Source organism: Methylobacterium sp. WCS2018Hpa-22, assembly GCF_031843785.1.
Lineage (GTDB): Bacteria > Pseudomonadota > Alphaproteobacteria > Rhizobiales > Beijerinckiaceae > Methylobacterium.
Window position 1 is genome coordinate 1 of record NZ_JAVTJA010000017.1, and the last position, 16,960, is coordinate 16,960.

At 67.7% G+C, this 16,960-nt stretch carries 12 protein-coding genes; 8 read left to right on the forward strand and 4 right to left on the reverse strand.

The annotated features are described in order from the left end of the window. Together RQI43_RS20125 and pdeM are read left to right on the forward strand one after the other, a co-directional pair. The coding region (locus RQI43_RS20125) for a helicase-related protein (protein ID WP_311276370.1) at positions 1 to 1,924 on the forward strand (1,924 nt) is incomplete at its 5' end. 32 nt (positions 1,925 to 1,956) lie between these two features. Next, positions 1,957 to 2,670 (forward strand): ligase-associated DNA damage response endonuclease PdeM, encoded by a 714-nt coding sequence (pdeM, locus tag RQI43_RS20130; protein ID WP_311276424.1) that lies wholly within the window; start codon positions 1,957 to 1,959, stop codon positions 2,668 to 2,670. Positions 2,671 to 2,696: 26 nt separating this feature from the next. Here the strand turns inward: pdeM and RQI43_RS20135 are convergent, their stop codons facing one another. Then, on the reverse strand, positions 2,697 to 2,996 hold the full coding sequence (locus tag RQI43_RS20135; protein WP_311276371.1) for a hypothetical protein: 300 nt from the start codon (positions 2,994 to 2,996) through the stop codon (positions 2,697 to 2,699). 545 nt (positions 2,997 to 3,541) lie between these two features. Here RQI43_RS20135 and RQI43_RS20140 point away from each other — a divergent pair. Further along, the gene (locus tag RQI43_RS20140) at positions 3,542 to 5,008 is read left to right on the forward strand and encodes an FAD-dependent monooxygenase (protein WP_311276372.1); all 1,467 of its coding nucleotides are present in this window, start codon (positions 3,542 to 3,544) and stop codon (positions 5,006 to 5,008) included. A 4-nt stretch (positions 5,009 to 5,012) separates the two neighbouring features. Here RQI43_RS20140 and RQI43_RS20145 read toward each other — a convergent pair whose 3' ends face one another. Both RQI43_RS20145 and RQI43_RS20150 read right to left on the reverse strand, forming a co-directional pair. Further along, positions 5,013 to 5,450 (reverse strand): DUF3429 domain-containing protein, encoded by a 438-nt coding sequence (locus RQI43_RS20145; protein WP_311276373.1) that lies wholly within the window; start codon positions 5,448 to 5,450, stop codon positions 5,013 to 5,015. 250 nt (positions 5,451 to 5,700) lie between these two features. After that, positions 5,701 to 9,153, reverse strand: a complete 3,453-nt coding sequence (locus tag RQI43_RS20150) for a hypothetical protein (protein ID WP_311276374.1) — start codon at positions 9,151 to 9,153, stop codon at positions 5,701 to 5,703. 284 nt (positions 9,154 to 9,437) lie between these two features. Between RQI43_RS20150 and RQI43_RS20155 the strand changes: the two genes are divergently transcribed. The 3 genes from RQI43_RS20155 to RQI43_RS20165 all read left to right on the forward strand — a co-directional run bounded on the left by RQI43_RS20155 (position 9,438) and on the right by RQI43_RS20165 (position 13,243). Beyond that, positions 9,438 to 11,225 carry an acyl-CoA dehydrogenase C-terminal domain-containing protein gene (locus RQI43_RS20155; protein ID WP_311276375.1) on the forward strand — a complete coding sequence of 596 codons (1,788 nt, stop codon included), beginning with the start codon at positions 9,438 to 9,440 and terminating at the stop codon, positions 11,223 to 11,225. Positions 11,226 to 11,431: 206 nt separating this feature from the next. Continuing rightward, on the forward strand, positions 11,432 to 12,640 hold the full coding sequence (locus tag RQI43_RS20160; protein ID WP_311276376.1) for an acetyl-CoA C-acetyltransferase: 1,209 nt from the start codon (positions 11,432 to 11,434) through the stop codon (positions 12,638 to 12,640). A gap of 120 nt (positions 12,641 to 12,760) precedes the next feature. Next, a complete protein-coding gene (locus RQI43_RS20165; RefSeq protein WP_056426222.1) occupies positions 12,761 to 13,243 on the forward strand; it encodes a hypothetical protein in 483 nt (160 codons plus the stop codon). Positions 13,244 to 13,309: 66 nt separating this feature from the next. Here RQI43_RS20165 and RQI43_RS20170 read toward each other — a convergent pair whose 3' ends face one another. After that, on the reverse strand, positions 13,310 to 14,095 hold the full coding sequence (locus RQI43_RS20170; RefSeq protein ID WP_082470028.1) for an EAL domain-containing protein: 786 nt from the start codon (positions 14,093 to 14,095) through the stop codon (positions 13,310 to 13,312). A gap of 110 nt (positions 14,096 to 14,205) precedes the next feature. Here RQI43_RS20170 and RQI43_RS20175 point away from each other — a divergent pair, with 110 nt between their 5' ends. Continuing rightward, positions 14,206 to 16,410: a 3-hydroxyacyl-CoA dehydrogenase NAD-binding domain-containing protein gene (locus tag RQI43_RS20175; protein WP_311276377.1), complete on the forward strand. Its 2,205-nt coding sequence runs from the start codon at positions 14,206 to 14,208 to the stop codon at positions 16,408 to 16,410. Between the two features lie 60 nt (positions 16,411 to 16,470). Then, complete coding sequence (locus RQI43_RS20180; protein WP_207411653.1) at positions 16,471 to 16,887, forward strand: DUF779 domain-containing protein; 417 nt, start codon at positions 16,471 to 16,473, stop codon at positions 16,885 to 16,887. The last annotated feature ends 73 nt before the right edge of the window (positions 16,888 to 16,960 follow it).

Genomic DNA, 16,960 nt, shown 5'->3' on the forward strand with positions numbered 1-16,960 from the left:
GCCCCCTCTCCCGCCTGCTCCGCAGGCACCCTCCCCCGCAGAGGGGGGAGGGTTCGGTGATGCCATGGCCGATCTCGTCGTCGTGAAGGGCGGGGCAGCACCTGACCTCCACCTGCTCGATACCGGCCTGACCCTGCCGCTCGCCGGCCACACCGCCAGTCAGGCGATGCCGGCGATCTACGAACTGATCGAGGCGCACCGGACGGTGCTGGTCTTCGTCAATACCCGGCTCCAGGCCGAGTACACCTTCCAGGAACTCTGGCGGATCAACGAGGCGTCGCTGCCCATCGCGCTCCATCACGGCTCCCTCGATGCCAGCCAGCGGCGGCGGGTAGAGGCGGCCATGGCGGCGGGGCAATTGCGGGCCATCGTCTGCACCGCGACCCTCGATCTCGGCATCGATTGGGGTGATGTCGACCTCGTGGTGAATATCGGCGCACCGAAAGGCGCGAGCCGGATCATGCAGCGGATCGGGCGCGCCAACCACCGCATGGACGAGCCGTCGAAAGCCTATCTCGTCCCCGGCAACCGCTTCGAGATCCTCGAATGCCAGGCCGCCCTCGACGCGGTGGAGGAAGCCGCACAGGACACGCCGGATGCCCGGCTCGGCGCGCCGGACGTTCTGGCCCAGCATGTCCTCGGCATGGCCTGCGCCGATGCGTTCGATCCGCTGCAGCTCTACGAGGAGATCGTCTCGGCCGCGCCCTTCGCGACGTTGTCCTGGGAGGATTTTGAGGCCGTCGTCGATTACGTGGCGACGGGGGGCTACGCGCTGCGGGCCTATGAGCGGTTCGCCAAGATCCTGCGCGGGCCGGACGGGCTGTGGCGGGTGCGCGATGCGCGGATCGCCCAGCAATACCGCATGAATGTCGGCACCATCGTCGAATCCGCCAAGGTGAAGGTGCGCCTCGCGCGCGGCGTCCGCGGCAAGCCGGGCGCCATCCTGCCCAAGGGTGGGCGCGTGCTCGGCGAGATCGAGGAGGATTTCGCCGATACCCTGACGCCGGGCGACACCTTCCTCTTCGCGGGGGAAGTGCTGCGCTTCGAGGGCCTGTCCGAGGACGAGGCCCTGGCGAGCAAGGCCGGGCCGGGCACCGACCCGGCGATCCCGTCCTATGCGGGAGCGAAGTTTCCGCTCTCGACCTTCCTCGCCGCCCGCGTGCGCGCCCTCATCGCCGATCCGTTCGAATGGGACCGGCTGCCGAAACAGGTGGCCGATTATCTCGTCCAGCAGCGCAGCCGCTCGATCCTGCCGGGGCCCGACGGCCTCCTCGTGGAGACGTTCCCACGGGCCAAGCGCCATTACCTCACCGCCTTCCCGTTCGAGGGACGACTGGCTCACCAGACCCTCGGCATGCTGCTCACCCGTCGCCTGGAACGGGCGGGCCTGCGTCCCCTCGGCTTTGCCGCCAACGATTACGGCATCGCCATCTGGATGACCCGCGACGTGAGCGAGGCCATCGCCCGCGAGCCCGGCTTCCTCGGCGCCTTGTTCGCCGAGGACATGCTCGGCGACGATCTCGAAGCCTGGCTCGACGAATCCTCGATGATGAAGCGCACGTTTCGCCAATGCGCCGTGATCGCCGGGCTGATCGAGCGACGCTATCCGGGCCAGAAGAAGACCGGGCGGCAGGTCACCATGTCCACCGATCTCGTCTACGACGTGCTGCGCAAGCACCAGCCCGACCACCTGCTCCTGCGCGCCGCGCGGCAGGATGCGGCAACCGGACTCCTCGACGTGGCCCGCCTCGGCATGATGTTGAGGCGCATCCAGGGGCGAATCACCCACAAGGCGCTGGACCGCGTCTCGCCGCTCTCCGTGTCCGTCATGCTCGAAATCGGGCGCGAGAAGGTCTACGGCGAGGGCGCGGACGAGATCCTGGCGGAGGCCGAGGCGCAGCTTCTCGAAGAAGCGCTCGGGTGACGCGCCCCTTCCCCGAATTAGAGGATGCGATCTTGGCGCTCGGCCAGAAACTCGAACGGACCATCAAGACCCCCGGCCTGACGCTGGCCGGCGAAGCGCTCACCCTCGACCTCTGTGGCGGGTTGTGGCTCGCCGCGCACCGGACCCTGATCGTCTCCGACCTGCATCTGGAGAAGGGCTCGGCCTATGCCGCGCGCTCGGGCCAGTTCCTGCCGCCCTACGATACCCGCGAGACCCTGGCCTGCCTGCACGAGGCGGTGGTCCGCTTCGACCCGGCCTGCGTCGTCGCGCTCGGCGATTCCTTCCACGATGCGCGCGGCCCCGAGCGGATGGAGCCCGGTGACCGGGCCATGATCGCCGCCCTCCAGGAAGGCCGGGACTGGGTTTGGATCGCCGGCAACCACGACCATGCCGTCTCCGAGGGCGTCGGCGGGCGCTATGCCGAGACGCTGGCGCTCGGTGGACTCACCTTGCGGCACGAGCCGCTGCCGGATGCGCCGGAGGGCGAGATCGCCGGGCATCTGCATCCCTGCGGCAAGGTCGCCATGCGCGGCCGCGCGGTTCGGCGCCGCTGCTTCGTCACCGACGGTAAGCGCTTGGTGATGCCGGCTTTCGGTGCCTATGCGGGCGGCCTCAACGTGCGCAACCCGGCCTTCGATCCGCTGTTTCCTGCCGGCTTCACCGCGCATCTCCTGGGAGACGGCCGGGTCTTCGCCATCGGCAAGGCGATGCTGGCGCGGGACTGAGCGCCACCCGGCCGCGTGCCGTCTCTTCAGGCCTTGATGTCGGCGAAGGCTCCGACGACTTTCTCCCGGCCTTGCTTCACCAGTTCCTCGATTTTTTCCTTGATCGCCTGGTTGATCTTTTCGAGCTCCTTCTGCGGCATCCCGGCCAACGCTTCCTCCGTGAGGCCCATCTTCTTGAGGATTTCTTCGCGGATTTTCTCGGCGGGCGTCATCTTGGCATATTTCAGGAAGTCGTCCTTCGCCGACGCCTCCGTCGATCCTGACGGTGTCGTGCGGACGGGGTAGCTCGCTCCCGGGGCGGATAATCCGGTGAGACCGATGGACATGGCGGCACGACTTTCCCAGTGATACACGCCTGCATTGCAAAAACGCCGCCGTCGGTAGTGGCGTGAAATCCTGTTTCATGTCAGATACTTAGAGAAACCCCATCGCCGCTGGGGCGTCCCGCGCGGCAAATCCTGCCCCGGCCATCGCTGCCGAGCGACGATGGCGGCATGGGGGCACTCTCCGATCTAAGGGCGTCGTCGATCGGGTTCATGGGTCGACGACCCGGGGAGTATGGACCATCCCAACCAATCGCCTCATCCTGAGGCGCCGCAGCGCACCGGAGGCCTCGAAGGATGAGGTCGCGTTTCGGTCAGGTGAGGAGGCGGCCGAGGGCGAACGAGACGATCAAGCCCGCATGCAGGGAGGCCAGTCCGCAACCGATCGGAGGCCACCACGCGGTCGTCTTGGACTCCATCGCTACCCCCGGCCCGGAATGGTGGTCGCCCCATACCCTCCTGGCAGGGAGGTCTGTCTCTACCGAGGGTGATCGAATCTCCGATACAGTGGCTTCGAATGCGAATCGCAGCGGAGCCAGGGCACGGTCATGCTTCAAGCGCTCATCGTCGGGGCCGGCCCGGTCGGGCTCACCCTCGCGACCGAACTGGCCCGATACGGCATCGGCATCCGCCTGATCGACAAGAGCCCGCAGCCGACGCAGACCTCGAAGGCGCTCGTGGTCTGGCCGCGCACCCTCGAACTCATGGACCGGATGGGCTGCAGGCAAGCCTTCCTCGATGCCGGTCTGCGCGTCCATGGAGCGGCCCTGCGCAGCGCCGGCAGCATCCTCGGCCATATCCGGTTCGACGCCGTCGCCAGCAGCTACAACTTCGCCCTCATGATCCCGCAGCGGGAGACCGAGCGCCTGCTGATCGAGCATCTCGCCACGTTCGGTGTCGCGGTGGAGCGCGAGGTGGAACTCGTGAGCTTCGTGACGGGTGACGAGCATGTCGAGGCGACGCTGCGCCACGCGGACGGTGCCGAGGAGACCATTTCGGCATCCTGGCTCATCGGCTGCGACGGCGCGCACAGCACCGTGCGGCACGGGCTCGATCTCGCCTTCGCGGGCGAGGCGCAGGGGGACGACTGGCTCCTCGCCGATATCCGCGTTGAGGGCGACGACGCACCGCCCGGCGACGAGATCGCGACCTATCTCCACCGGGATGGGCCGCTCGTGGTCTTCCCGATCCCCGGCGGCCGCGCGCGGGTCATCGCGCAGGTCGGCAAGACCGATCCGGCGCATCCGCGCCCGGACCCGACCCTCGGCGACGTACAGGCCCTGGTGGACCAGCGCGCGGGCGGCTTTCGTGTCGTCGATCCAGTCTGGCTCACGCATTTCCGCATCAACGAGCGCAAGGTCTCGCGATATTCGCAGGGGCGTGCGATCCTGGCCGGCGACGCGGCGCATATCCATAGCCCCGCCGGTGGCCAGGGCATGAATACCGGCATGCACGACGCCATCAATCTCGCGTGGAAACTGGCGATGGTGGAGCGGGGGCAAGCCGCGCCCTCGCTCCTCGACAGCTACAGCCCCGAGCGCAGCGCCGTCGGCGACATGGTGCTGCGCAATGCCGCCCGGCTCACCGATATGGCGACCCTGTCGAACCCCGTGGCGCAGGGATTCCGCAACCTCGCGCTCCGGTTCATGCTCGGCTTCCACGCCGTACAGGACAAGATGGCGGCGACGATGAGCGAGGTGGAGATCGCCTATACCGACAGCCCGCTCTCTCACGGCCCCGAGGCGGGAAAGCGCTGGGCCCCGGCGCAGGATGACGGATTGCCCGCCGGCTCCGGCCCGGTGCCGCTCTTCGTTCTCTACGCGGCAGATACGGCACGGGGAGCGAGCTTCGCGGAGCGGTATCCCGCCCTGCTCGAACCGACGCCGCGACGCCCGCCCGAAGGCGACCGCCTGATCCTCGTTCGGCCCGACGGCTATGTGGGCTTTTCCGGGACGGCCGACACCTGGGACGAGGCGGATCGCTACCTCTCGCGGCTCGGCCCCGACCGGCCCTGAAAGCTCAGGCCGCGATCAGCAGCGCGCATCCGGCCACGACCGACAGGATGAGCCGCAGACGTCCGAGCCATGTCGGCACGAGGCCGCGCCGGACGAGATCGAGATCGACGAAGCCCCAGCCGAGCACGAGCAGGCCGAGCACGCGCAGGTCCCACGGCATGGGGAAGGCCAGGGCCGCCCAGGCGATGAGGGAGGGCAGGATGGCGATGACGTAGTCGCGCCCGCCCGCTCCGCCCGACGCGGCGGCGCCCCAGCGAATGCCGCCGAGGAACGATGCGATCACCGCGCCATAGGTCGAGAGGATGGTGCGTGGGGCCAGCCCGACATTGCCGAGGCCACCATCGCTGCCGCTGAGAGAGAGAGCTGCGAACCCCAGAAAGGGAATGAGGCCGGCGACGCCGAGAACGAGGGCTGATGTCGGTATGGGCGTCACACTCGCCATCGAATCTTCGGCTCCATTGGTCCGTGATCCCGCGATCGTCCGCGATCCACGGCCAGGATCTCACCGCCGTGACTATACACGGTTCTCGCCGCGCGAAACGCCCCGCCGATCGAGAGCCACCGACGGATCGAGTCGCGTCCGGGTTCAGGTAAAGCTCTGAACAAGAACGTCGATTCGACTTCGCTCCGCCCGCGTCGACGCTACGCGCGTCGCTATCACGCGCGGTCCATGTCCGCATGCGACCGGTGTGTCACGCACCCGTGGTGCGGCGCGGCGCGGTCGGAGCCGGTGTGGCGGGGGGCGGTGCACCGATCAGGCTCATCGACCCATCCACGCCGGCGCCGGTGGGCGCGGGAGGCTCGTTGACGGCCGCCACCGATGCCTTCGGTTTGAAGGCGGTGCTGAGCTTCTGCGCCACCACCAGATCCTTCGGCGCCAGCTTGGCGGCGACATCGTCGCGCTTCCGGCCCGCATCGTCGTCGCCCTGGGCCGCAGCGGCGGAGAACCAGAGGTAGGATTGGACCAGATCCTGCTGCAACCCAAGGCCCCGCGCGTAGAGGACGGCGAGGTTGTACTGGCTGTCGCGCATGCCGTACTCGGCGCCGCGCCGGAACCATTGCGAAGCCGTGGTGTAATCCGGCTTGCCGTTCGCCGACGGATTCTCGGCGTAGACCACGGCAAGGTTATGCATCGAGCGGGCATGGCCCTGTTCTGCCGCGCGGGCGTACCAGAGCTTGGCCTGGGCGAGGTCGCGCACCACGCCCGAGCCCTTCTCGTAGAGGCCGCCGAGCTTGTACTGCGCCGGGGCGTAGCCGACTTCGGCCAGGGCCTCGAACAGCTTTGCCGCCACCGCGAAGTCGCGGGGCATGCCCCGGCCTTCGAGGGCGCGGGCGGCGAGATCGTAGACGGAGGCTCCATCGCCTTCGAGAGCGGCCTTGCGAAGCTGCGCGAGCCCCGTCGGCACCGCCCCGAGATCGCCCGCCAGATTACCGAGGGCAGCGACCTTCGGCACCGGACGCTGGGCCGGCTGGCTCGAGGATTCGGTCAGGGTCGGTACGGCCTTCGACGAGGCCGGCTCGGAGATCGACTGTGTGGTTTCCGGGTCCGGCCGCGCAGGCGTATCCGCGGCGACCCTGGCCGTCTCGGTGGGAGATGCGTCAGCCTTCGATGCGTCAGCCTTGGCCGTGTCGGCATTGGCCGAATCGGTTTTGGCCGCGCTGTCCGAGGGCTGGCCTGGGGCGGCCTGCGCTTCGGCGATTTGAGCCGCCGACACATCCGTCGCGGTACGCCGTGAGTCGATGGCCTGCAATGCACCGAGCGCGAGGACGATGGCGGCGAGGCCGAGGAGGAGCGGCTTGCGGCGCTTGTCGAATTCGGCGCGCAGACGCGCAACGCGCCCGGGGGTCGAGGTTTCCAGGGCGTCGTCGGAGGCACCGCGACGCTGCATCTCGGGCGAGCGGGCGGCGATCGCGGCCTCGTTCTGCGCGGCCTGCGCCGCACGCCGCGCGGCGGCGATGAAGCTCGTCTTGATGTCGCTCTCGGTCGGCTTGATCGCGTCCGAACCGCTCTCCGCGGACCTGTCCGGGCTGGGACGGCGGGCGCCGGGCTCCAGCGGCTCGTCCGTGACGCGACCGAGCTCGAAGGATTGGGCCGTCGGGCTCACCCGCAAGGGCTCGGCCCGCCGGATCATGGCGCCCGCCTGCATCGGGGCCCGCTCGTCCACGCGGCCGGTGGCGATTCCGAGCCGCTCGGCGAGGTCGTGAGACGAGGTGGAGCGGCCGGCGGCGAGCGGGCCGGCCTCGGCCAGGACGCCCAGCTGGCCTACGAGCCTGTCCAGGGTGGAATGGACGCCGTCGAGCGTCGCCTGCATCCGCTGCTCGGAGGCCGTCTGCTGGGCGCGCAGATCCGCCAGGCTGGCCCGGAGCATCCCGAGTTCGCCCGTCTCGCCGGTGGTCCCGATGCTCTCGGCCACGGCATTGCGTGCGGCGCGCTCTACTGCGGCCTCGATCGGAACCTCTTCGCGCAAAGCCGAGACCTGGCCGAGCAGGTCGGACATCGTCCGCTCGAGGCCGGCGATCGCGGGGTCCGCGTCGCGTGTGTCGATGCGGCTGGCCAGCGCCAGAACCTGCTTCTCCAGCACGTCGAGACCTTCGGCGCGGGGTCCGGCGGGGCCTCCCACCCGGTCGAGCTTGTCGGCGAGGTCGTGCAGCATGCCGTGGATCGAGGCGAGGTCGCCGCCGGGAATCACCGGCCGGCGCAGGGTCTCGCCGAGATCCTCGAGGCGGCCGATCAGGTCGCCGACCGGATTGACGCTGACCCGCTCGACCTTGTCGGCGAGGGCGTCTATCCGCACGATGATCTCGTCCGAATGGCTGCCGCCGCCGACGGAGCCGCCTTCGCGCAGCGCGTCGAGCTTGGCGCCCATCGCCTGGATCTGTTCCTCGATCCCACCCGAAGGCGGGGTCCGCAGGCCGAGGCGGATCTCTTCGAGCAACGGCCGCAGCTCGGCCATGTTGGCTCCGTCACCGCCGACGCCGCCCTGCAATTCTGTGATCTGGGCGCTGATCGCCTGGAGCCCCTGGGCGAGGCTCTGGATCCGCTCCGGCCCGGCGAGCGAACCGATCAGGCGGCGGATTTCGTCCAGTTCGCGGAACAGGTTACCGAGTTCGTCACGGTCGGCGAAGCCCGGCGCGCTGCTGCTGAGCGCCCCGTCCACCTTCGCCGCGAGGCGCTCGACGTCGCTGGCGACGCGGGCATGGACGTTCTCCGCCACATCGTCGGCGAGACGGGCGACCTGAACGCGGATCAGTTCGATGGGGGCCGCGATGGCGGCGAGGTCGGAGGGCTCCTGCGCGCGCTGGACCCCGGTGACGAGGGAGTGCATCGCCTGTTCGAGGGCACCGACGTCGCGGCCCGTGGCGAGGCCGGTGATCGATTCGCGAAGACGGCTCGTCTCGGCCTGCAATTCCGAGAGCGCCGGCGACGGCGCCCGTGTCGCCGAGGCGGCGGGCTTCTGCTCGGCAGTGGCCGCGTCGGAATCGAGTTCGCGCTGGCGCTGGCGGATTTCAGCCACGGCGTCGCGCAGCTCCACCTCGACGGGGCGGCCGCGCCGGCCGATGGGGCGCGGCGAGGCAAGCTGCTCGCCGAGTTCGACCATGCGGCGCTCGATCTGCGCCAGACGCTCGGCCATCTGTGCCGCCGGGGACAGGCCGGCATCCAGCACCGTGCTGATCCTGGCTTCGATCTCCTCGATCGTCCGCGTCGCCGTCTCCTGCGAGATCTGGTGATCCTGGGCGATCTTATGATCGATCTGGTCGAGACGCCGCATCATCTCGGCGATGGAGGTGGTGAAGGGCGCGATCGGGTCCGGTGCAGGAGCCGAGACGATGGGGGACGAGACGACGTCAGCGCCGTCGGTGACGACGGCCTCCGCGGCGTCGACGGGTGCGGGATCGGCCTCGGCGGATGCGGGATTGGCCTCGGCGGGTGACGGCGCGCTGCTCGAAACGTCGACGAGCGGGCGGGTCTGATGCTGCATCGACGAGGTCAAGCGGCGGCGGCGTGCCTTGGGCTTCTGGTCCGGCGTGACGATCGACGCGATCCAGGTCTCGACCGGCACCCCTGCGCGACGCGCCACATCGCGGGCGGCATCGAGGATTTCCGGGTCGAACTCTTCCAGGTTGAGCGTCGCGTTGCGTTTCATCGTCAAACCCGGGGCAGCGAGGTCCGTGACCCAATCCGGTTTGTCAGTGTGCAACGCAGAGGTGTCGCAGCGGCAGCGAAACGGATCGATTGCCGCTGACATTTCGCACTCTTGGTAAACAGGCGGTTAAGCCCTGTGCCAAACTGGCCTTATGTTATCGTCGACGTCTCGCGGACGGTGCCCCTTTCCCTCCGCACGGCGATAGTTTATATATGAACTATCAAGCGTGCCGGGGCTGAGAGGCCGAATCGGGCATGCGATCAAGCGGGTGGAGGACGGACGAGATGCCGAGTTATCGTGCACCGGTCGAGAACGTGCAGTTTCTCCTCAACGACGTCTTCGCCTTCCATGGACGCAACAACCTGCGCGGTTTCGCGGATGCGTCGCCCGACCTGATCCAGGCGGTTCTGGTCGAGGGCGCCAAGCTGGCCGAGGGCGTGCTCACCCCCCTCAATGCCGTGGGCGACAGGCAGGGCTGTACCCGCCAGGCGGATGGCAGCGTCTCCACGCCGGACGGGTTCAAGGCCGGCTACGACGCCTATGCCGAGGGCGGCTGGATGGGCATCTCCGTGCCGGAGGAATATGGCGGCCAGGGCCTGCCGCACACGATCAACACCGCGATCTCGGAATTCACCTCTTCGGCCAATCTGGCATTGGCCATGTATCCGGGCCTGACGCAGGGCGCGATGGCGGCCCTCCTCGTCCACGGCTCGGAGGAGCAGAAGGCGACTTATCTGCCCAAGATGGTGGAAGGCGCCTGGACCGGTACGATGAACCTCACCGAGCCGCATTGCGGCACGGATCTCGGGCTCCTCAAGACCAAGGCGGTGCCGAACGGCGACGGGTCTTACAGCCTCACCGGCACCAAGATCTTCATCTCGGCCGGCGAGCACGACCTGTCCGAGAACATCGTCCACCTCGTCATCGCCCGGATCGAGGGTGCGCCGGCCGGCACCAAGGGCATCTCCCTGTTCGTGGTGCCGAAATTCCTCGTCAACGAGGATGGATCGGTGGGTGAGCGGAACGGCGTCTCCTGCGGCTCCCTCGAACACAAGATGGGCATCCACGGCAATTCCACCTGCGTCATGAACTATGACGGCGCGAAGGGCTGGCTCGTCGGCCAGGAGAACCGCGGTCTCAATGCGATGTTCGTGATGATGAACGAAGCGCGCCTCGCGGTGGGCGTCCAGGGTCTCGCCCAGTCGGAGGTCGCCTACCAGAACGCGGTGGCTTACGCGAAGGACCGGCTCCAGGGCCGCGCCCTCACCGGCGCCAAGGCGCCGGACAAGGTGGCCGACCCGATCATCGTCCATCCCGACGTACGCCGGACCCTGATGGGCATCCGCGCCTTCAACGAGGCTGCCCGCGCGCTGGTGCTGTGGACCGCGCTTCAGGCCGATATCGGCCATCGCTCCGACGATGCGGCCGAGCGCCAGAAGGCCGAGGACCATATGGGCCTGATGACCCCGGTGGTGAAAGGCGTGCTCACGGACAAGGGCTTCGACAACGCGGTGGCGGCCCAGCAGCTCTTCGGCGGCCACGGCTACATCGAGGAATGGGGTATGTCGCAATTCGTGCGCGATGCCCGCATCGCCATGATCTACGAGGGCGCCAACGGCATCCAGGCCATGGACCTCATCGGCCGCAAGCTGCCCAAGGATGGCGGCCGGGCGATGATGAGCTTCCTCGCCGAGGTCCAGACCTTCATCAAGGACCATGACGAGGAGGCCGAGATGAAGCCGTTCACCGGCCCGCTCCAGGCCGGCCTGAACGACCTCCAGGGCGCCACCATGTGGTTCATGCAGAACGCCTTCTCCAAGCCCGACAATGCCGGGGCCGGCGCCACCGACTACATGCACCTCCTCGGCCTCGTCGCCATGGGCTACATGTGGGGCCGGATCGCCAAGGCGGCGCTGGCGCGCATCGCCCAGGGTCCGTCGCCGGAGATGGACGACAAGCTCGTCATCGGCCGGTTCTACATGGAGAGGACGCTGCCCGAGACCGCCCTGCGGCTAGTGCGGATCAAGGCCGGGGCCGACACGACCATGGCGTTGAGCGCCGAGGCGTTTTAGAGCGGACGACAGACTTTCAGTTCACCACGTCATTCCGGGACGCTCGCAGAGCGAGCCCGGAATCCAGAACCGCCGACGCGACAAACCTTGGATGTGTTCGCGGATCTGGATTCCGGGCTCCGCTTCGCGGCCCCGGAATGACGGCGAGACCGAGAGCAGACTTTGAAAGCCGTCGCTCCGCAGGAGCGGACAACAGGGAAACGCATATGCCCGAGGCCTTCATCTACGATCACGTCCGCACGCCGCGCGGCCGCGGCAAGCCGGATGGCGCGCTGCACGAGGTGACGGCCCTGCGCCTCGCCGAGACGGCCCTGCGCGCCCTCAAGGAGCGCAACGAACTCGACACGCGGCAGGTGGACGACGTCATCCTCGGCTGCGTCGATCCCGTCGGCGAGGCCGGTGGCGACATCGCCCGGGCGGCGGCCCTGGTGGCGGATTACGGCACCCATGTCCCCGGTGTGCAGATCAACCGCTTCTGCGCCTCCGGGCTCGACGCGGTGAACTTCGCCGCGGCCCAAATCATGGCCGGCCAGCACGACATGACGGTCGGCGGCGGCGTCGAATCCATGAGCCGCGTCGGCCTCGGCGCCTCCGGCGGGGCCTGGCCGGTGGACCCGGCCATCGCCATCAAATCCTGGTTCATGCCGCAGGGCGTGTCGGCCGATCTCATCGCCACGAAATACGGGTTCAGCCGCGACGAATGCGACGCCTACGCGGTCGAATCGCAAAAGCGCTCGGCGAAATCCTGGGCCGACGGGCTGTTCAGGAATTCCGTCGTCCCGGTGCGCGACGTCAACGGCATCACCCTGCTCCACACCGACGAGCACATGCGTCCCTCCACCGACATGCAGTCCTTGGCCGGGCTGAAGGCCTCCTTCGTCCAGATGGGCCAGATGGGCGGTTTCGACGCCGTGGCGGTCGATGCGCATCCCGACGTGGAGGTGGTCAACCACGTGCATCACGCCGGCAATTCCTCGGGGATCGTCGATGGCGCCGCCGCCGTGCTGGTGGGCTCGAAGGAAGCCGGCGAGCGGGCCGGCCTCAAGCCGCGCGCCCGTATCCGCGCCTTCGCCAATATCGGCTCGGACCCGGCCCTCATGCTCACCGGACCGGTGGACGTGACGAAGAAGGTGCTGGCCCGCGCCGGCATGACCATCGCCGATATCGACCTGTTCGAGGTCAACGAGGCGTTCGCCGCCGTGGTCCTGCGCTTCTGCCAGGCCTTCGGGCTCAATCCGTCCGAGGTGAACGTCAATGGAGGCGCCATCGCCATGGGCCATCCGCTGGGCGCCACCGGCGCCATGATCCTCGGCACGGTCCTCGACGAGCTGGAGCGCACGGGCAAGGAGCGCGCCCTCGTGACCCTCTGCATCGGCGCCGGAATGGGCACCGCCACGATCATCGAGCGGGTGTAGAACCGGGCCGGGGCGGGCTTTCGCCGGTCCCGCCTCCCAAACCCTTCGAAACGCTGTTAGACGGCGCGCTCCCGCCGCCGGAACCGGCGGCGCAAAGACAACATCGGGAGACACGCCAAGATGACACGCATTCTCGCCACCATGATGCTGACCACGGCATTGATGGCGCCGCTCGCCGCCCGCGCGGACGACATGTCCGACCGGGTCACGATCGCCAAGGATCTGGTTCAGAAGACGCTGATCAAGAACCTCGAAACCGGCTTCACCGGAGCTCTCGAGAAGACCGTGCAGCCGATGGCGGAAGACAAGGCCGAGGCGGTGCGCAAGGAAGTCCGCGCCGAGTTCGAGAAGCAGCGCGAAGTCATGATCGACGGTCTCTCGAAGGCCTATGCCGAGAAGTTCAACATCGACGAGCTCAAGCACCTCAGCGGCATCTACGACGACAAGATCTACCAGAAGTTCCAGGCGATCAATTCGGACCCGGCCTCGACCGTCACCGTCATCTCGCAGGGTGCGGTCACCAAGATCCTGAACATGTTGGCGATCGCCTCGGCCGGCGACAAGCCGGCCGCTCCGATGCCGCCCATGCCCGGCGCCAAGTAGAGACAGGCGCCAAGTAGAGACCGGCGCGAAGTAGAGCGCGAAGACTGGGAGGGGCTTCGCCCCGCCTTAGGACGCGAGGTCGAGGCGCGGCTCCCGCGCCTCGAAGCCGGAAACGCTCGGGAGGGCTTCGAGTTGGGGACGGGCGAAATAATAGCCTTGGAACAGATTCGCGCCGAGTTCGCGCATGGTCGCGAATTCCGCCTGCGTCTCGATTCCCTCGGCGATGACCTCGATGCCGAGTTGCCGGGCGATCGAGAGGATGCCCGCCGTGATGACCTGCCGCGCCCGGTCACGGTCGATGCCGCGCAGCAGGTCCATGTCGATCTTGATCAGGTCCGGCTGAAAGTTGGCGAGCAGGCTGAGCCCGGCGAAGCCGGCGCCGAAATCGTCGAGGGCGGTCAGGAAGCCCTGGCGGCGATATTCGTCGACGATGCGCTGGAGATGCGCGATGTCGCGGAATTTCTCGTTCTCGGTGAACTCGAACATGATCCGCTCGTGAGCGAAGCCGAATTGGCGCGCCGCCTCCAGGGACGAGCGGATGCAGGCCGCGGGCTCGTAGACGGCGTTCGGCATGAAGTTGATCGACAATCTGGTGTCGTCGTCGGCCTGGAACAGGCGTCCGGCGAGTTCGATGGCACGCACCCGCGCGGCCTGATCGAACCGGTACATGGTCGCTTCGGTCACCTGCCCGAGGATCGATCCGGCGGACTGGCCCTCCGGGCCCCGGATGAGCGCTTCGTAGCCCCAGATCCGGTCGACCCTGGTATCGACGATCGGTTGAAAAGCCATGGTAAAATCAAGATCGAGATCGACGCCATCACGACATCCTTGGCAGGCCTTCCTCGACGCCATCAACTCTATCCCATGTTAAGACTTTGAACTTTCTCGGAAAACTATCCATCGGAAGGTTTTAGATCGCCTTAATGGATACGATTCCTTCGCCGAACCTTCGAGGGTCAGAAATGAATCTCACGAATTTCCGCTACGACGTCGATGCCGACGGGATCGCCCTCGCGACCTGGGACATGCCGGGCCGTTCGATGAACGTCTTCACCGAAGAGGTGATGAGCGACCTGCATCAGGTCATCGACGCCGTGGTGGCCGATCCGGCCGTGAAGGGCTGCGTCATCACCTCGGGCAAGGACAACTTTTCCGGCGGCGCCGACCTGACCATGCTCCAGGGCCTCGGCCAAGCTTACGAGAAGCTGAAAGCCGAGAAGGGCGAGGAGGAGGCCATGCGCCACTTCTTCGAGGAATCGCGCAAGCTCACCCTGGTCTTCCGCAAGCTCGAGACCTGCGGCAAGCCCTTCGCGGCGGCGGTGAATGGCATCTGCCTCGGCGGCGCCTTCGAGCTCTCGCTCTCCTGTCACCACCGGGTGCTGTCCGACGACCCGAAGACCCGCGTCGGCCTGCCCGAGATCAAGGTCGGGCTGTTCCCCGGCGCAGGCGGGACCCAGCGCGTCCCCCGCCTGATGCAGACCGGCGACGCCCTGCAGATGCTGTTCAAGGGCGAGCAGATCCGTCCGCTCATGGCCAAGAACATGGGCCTCGTCCACGAGGTCGCGCCGAAAGACGAGATCGTCGAGAAGGCCAAGGCCTGGATCAAGGCCGGCGGCTCGGCCGTCGCTCCCTGGGACCAGCCGAAGTTCAAGGCCCCCTCGGGCAAGGTCTATTCGCCCGCCGGCATGATGATCTGGCCCCCGGCCAATGCGATCTACCGCCGCGAGACCCACGACAATTATCCGGCCGCCAAGGCCATCCTCGCCTCGGTCTACGAGGGCCTGCAGCTGCCGATGGATCTCGCCCTGCGGGTCGAGAGCCGGTACTTCGCCAAGATCCTGCGCTCCAAGGAGGCGGCGGCGATGATCCGCACGCTGTTCATCTCCATGGGCGAGCTGAACAAGGGCGCGCGCCGGCCGAAGGAGATCGCCAAAACCAGCGTGAAGCGGGTGGGCGTCGTCGGCGCCGGCTTCATGGGGGCCGGGGTCGCCTACGTCACCGCCAATGCGGGGATGGAGGTGATCCTCCTCGACCAGTCCACCGAGGCGGCCGAGAAGGGCAAGGCCTACGCCCACAAGCTCGTCACCGACCAGATCAACAAGGGACGGGCCAAGACCGCCGACCGCGAGGCCTTGCTGGCGCGCATCACCACCAGCGCCGATTACGCCGACCTGTCATCCTGTGATCTCGTGATCGAGGCGGTGTTCGAAGACCCGAAGGTGAAGGCCGAGGTCATCGCCAAGGTGGAGGCGGTGATCGGCGAGGACGTGATCTTCGCCTCCAACACCTCGACCCTGCCGATCTCGGGCCTCGCCAAGGCGTCCCGGCGCGCGGGTAATTTCGTGGGCATCCACTTCTTCTCGCCGGTGGAGAAGATGATGCTCGTCGAGATCATCAAGGGCGAGCAGACCGGCGACGCCGCGCTCGCCACCGCCCTCGACTACGTCCGCGCGATCAAGAAGACCCCCATCGTCGTCAACGACAGCCGCGGCTTCTTCGCCAATCGCTGCGTCGGCGCCTATCTGTACGAGGGCCACAAGATGCTCATCGAGGGCATCCCCGCCGCCATGATCGAGAATGCCGGCCGGCAAGCGGGCATGCCGGTGGGGCCCCTTTCCCTCACCGATGAGGTCGCCGTCGACCTCGCCCTGAAGATCGTCAAGGCCACCGAAGCGCAGCTCGGCGCCGAGGCGATCGATCCCGCTCAGAAGGCTCTGCTCACGACCCTGGTGGAGGGTGAGGGCCGGCTCGGCCGCAAGAACCGGAAAGGCTTCTACGACTATCCGGAAGGCGCCTCGAAGAAGCTCTGGCCCGGCCTGTCGGAGCTCCAGACCACGCGAATCGACCCCGACGACGTCGATTTCACCGAGCTGAAGCAGCGGCTGCTGGTGGTTCAGGCCCTGGAGGCCGCCCGCACCGTGGGTGAAGGCGTGATCACCGACCCGCGCGAGGCCGATGTGGGCTCCATCCTCGGCTTCGGCTTCGCCCCTTTCACCGGCGGCGCCCTGTCCTACATCGACTTCATGGGTGCGAAAGCGTTCGTGGCCCTGGCCCAGGGCCTGGAGGCAAAGCACGGGTCGCGTTTCGCAGTGCCGGAGAACCTCCTGCGCATGGCGGAGTCCGGCGGCACGTTCTACGGCGAGGCCGCTGCCAAGAAGGCGGCGTGAACGAACACCTCGGCTCGGGACATTCCCCGGCCGAGGTCACATGACGGGAGGGAGCGTTCCATGAGCACGACCGAAGCGACCACCGCCGATCAGGTCGGCGCCGACGGAACGCCCCTGCGGGTCACGGCGACACCGGCCGCCATCGCGTTGATCGAGGAATTGCGCGCCGAGCACGGGCCGGTGATGTTCCACCAATCGGGCGGGTGCTGCGATGGCTCGTCGCCCATGTGCTACCCGGTGGGAGATTTTCTCACCGGCGACAGCGACGTCCATCTCGGCCAGGTGGCCGGCGCAGATTTCTGGATCAGCCGTCCTCAGTTCCAGGTCTGGAAGCACACCCACCTGATCCTCGACGTGGTGCCCGGCCGCGGCGGCATGTTCTCGCTGGAGAACGGCCGCGACAAGCGCTTCCTCATCCGCTCGCGGATTTTCACCGAGGCCGAGAACACGGCGCTCGAAGGCGCGTGCCGGATCTGACCCGCACGCAGCGCGCTTCCCTCATAGGCGAAAGCCCCCGCCTGGTCGCCCGGCATGGTCGGTTGCGTGTGAT

What these genes read in the sequence shown, in the direction of transcription:
- RQI43_RS20145 (WP_311276373.1), bottom strand. Translation starts at nt 5,450, where the DNA reads ATGGCGAGTGTGACGCCCATACCGACATCAGCCCTCGTTCTCGGCGTC.
- RQI43_RS20180 (WP_207411653.1), top strand. Translation starts at nt 16,471, where the DNA reads ATGAGCACGACCGAAGCGACCACCGCCGATCAGGTCGGCGCCGACGGA.
- RQI43_RS20175 (WP_311276377.1), top strand. Translation starts at nt 14,206, where the DNA reads ATGAATCTCACGAATTTCCGCTACGACGTCGATGCCGACGGGATCGCC.
- RQI43_RS20140 (WP_311276372.1), top strand. Translation starts at nt 3,542, where the DNA reads ATGCTTCAAGCGCTCATCGTCGGGGCCGGCCCGGTCGGGCTCACCCTC.
- RQI43_RS20150 (WP_311276374.1), bottom strand. Translation starts at nt 9,153, where the DNA reads ATGAAACGCAACGCGACGCTCAACCTGGAAGAGTTCGACCCGGAAATC.
- RQI43_RS20135 (WP_311276371.1), bottom strand. Translation starts at nt 2,996, where the DNA reads ATGTCCATCGGTCTCACCGGATTATCCGCCCCGGGAGCGAGCTACCCC.
- RQI43_RS20165 (WP_056426222.1), top strand. Translation starts at nt 12,761, where the DNA reads ATGACACGCATTCTCGCCACCATGATGCTGACCACGGCATTGATGGCG.
- RQI43_RS20160 (WP_311276376.1), top strand. Translation starts at nt 11,432, where the DNA reads ATGCCCGAGGCCTTCATCTACGATCACGTCCGCACGCCGCGCGGCCGC.
- RQI43_RS20155 (WP_311276375.1), top strand. Translation starts at nt 9,438, where the DNA reads ATGCCGAGTTATCGTGCACCGGTCGAGAACGTGCAGTTTCTCCTCAAC.
- RQI43_RS20170 (WP_082470028.1), bottom strand. Translation starts at nt 14,095, where the DNA reads ATGGCGTCGAGGAAGGCCTGCCAAGGATGTCGTGATGGCGTCGATCTC.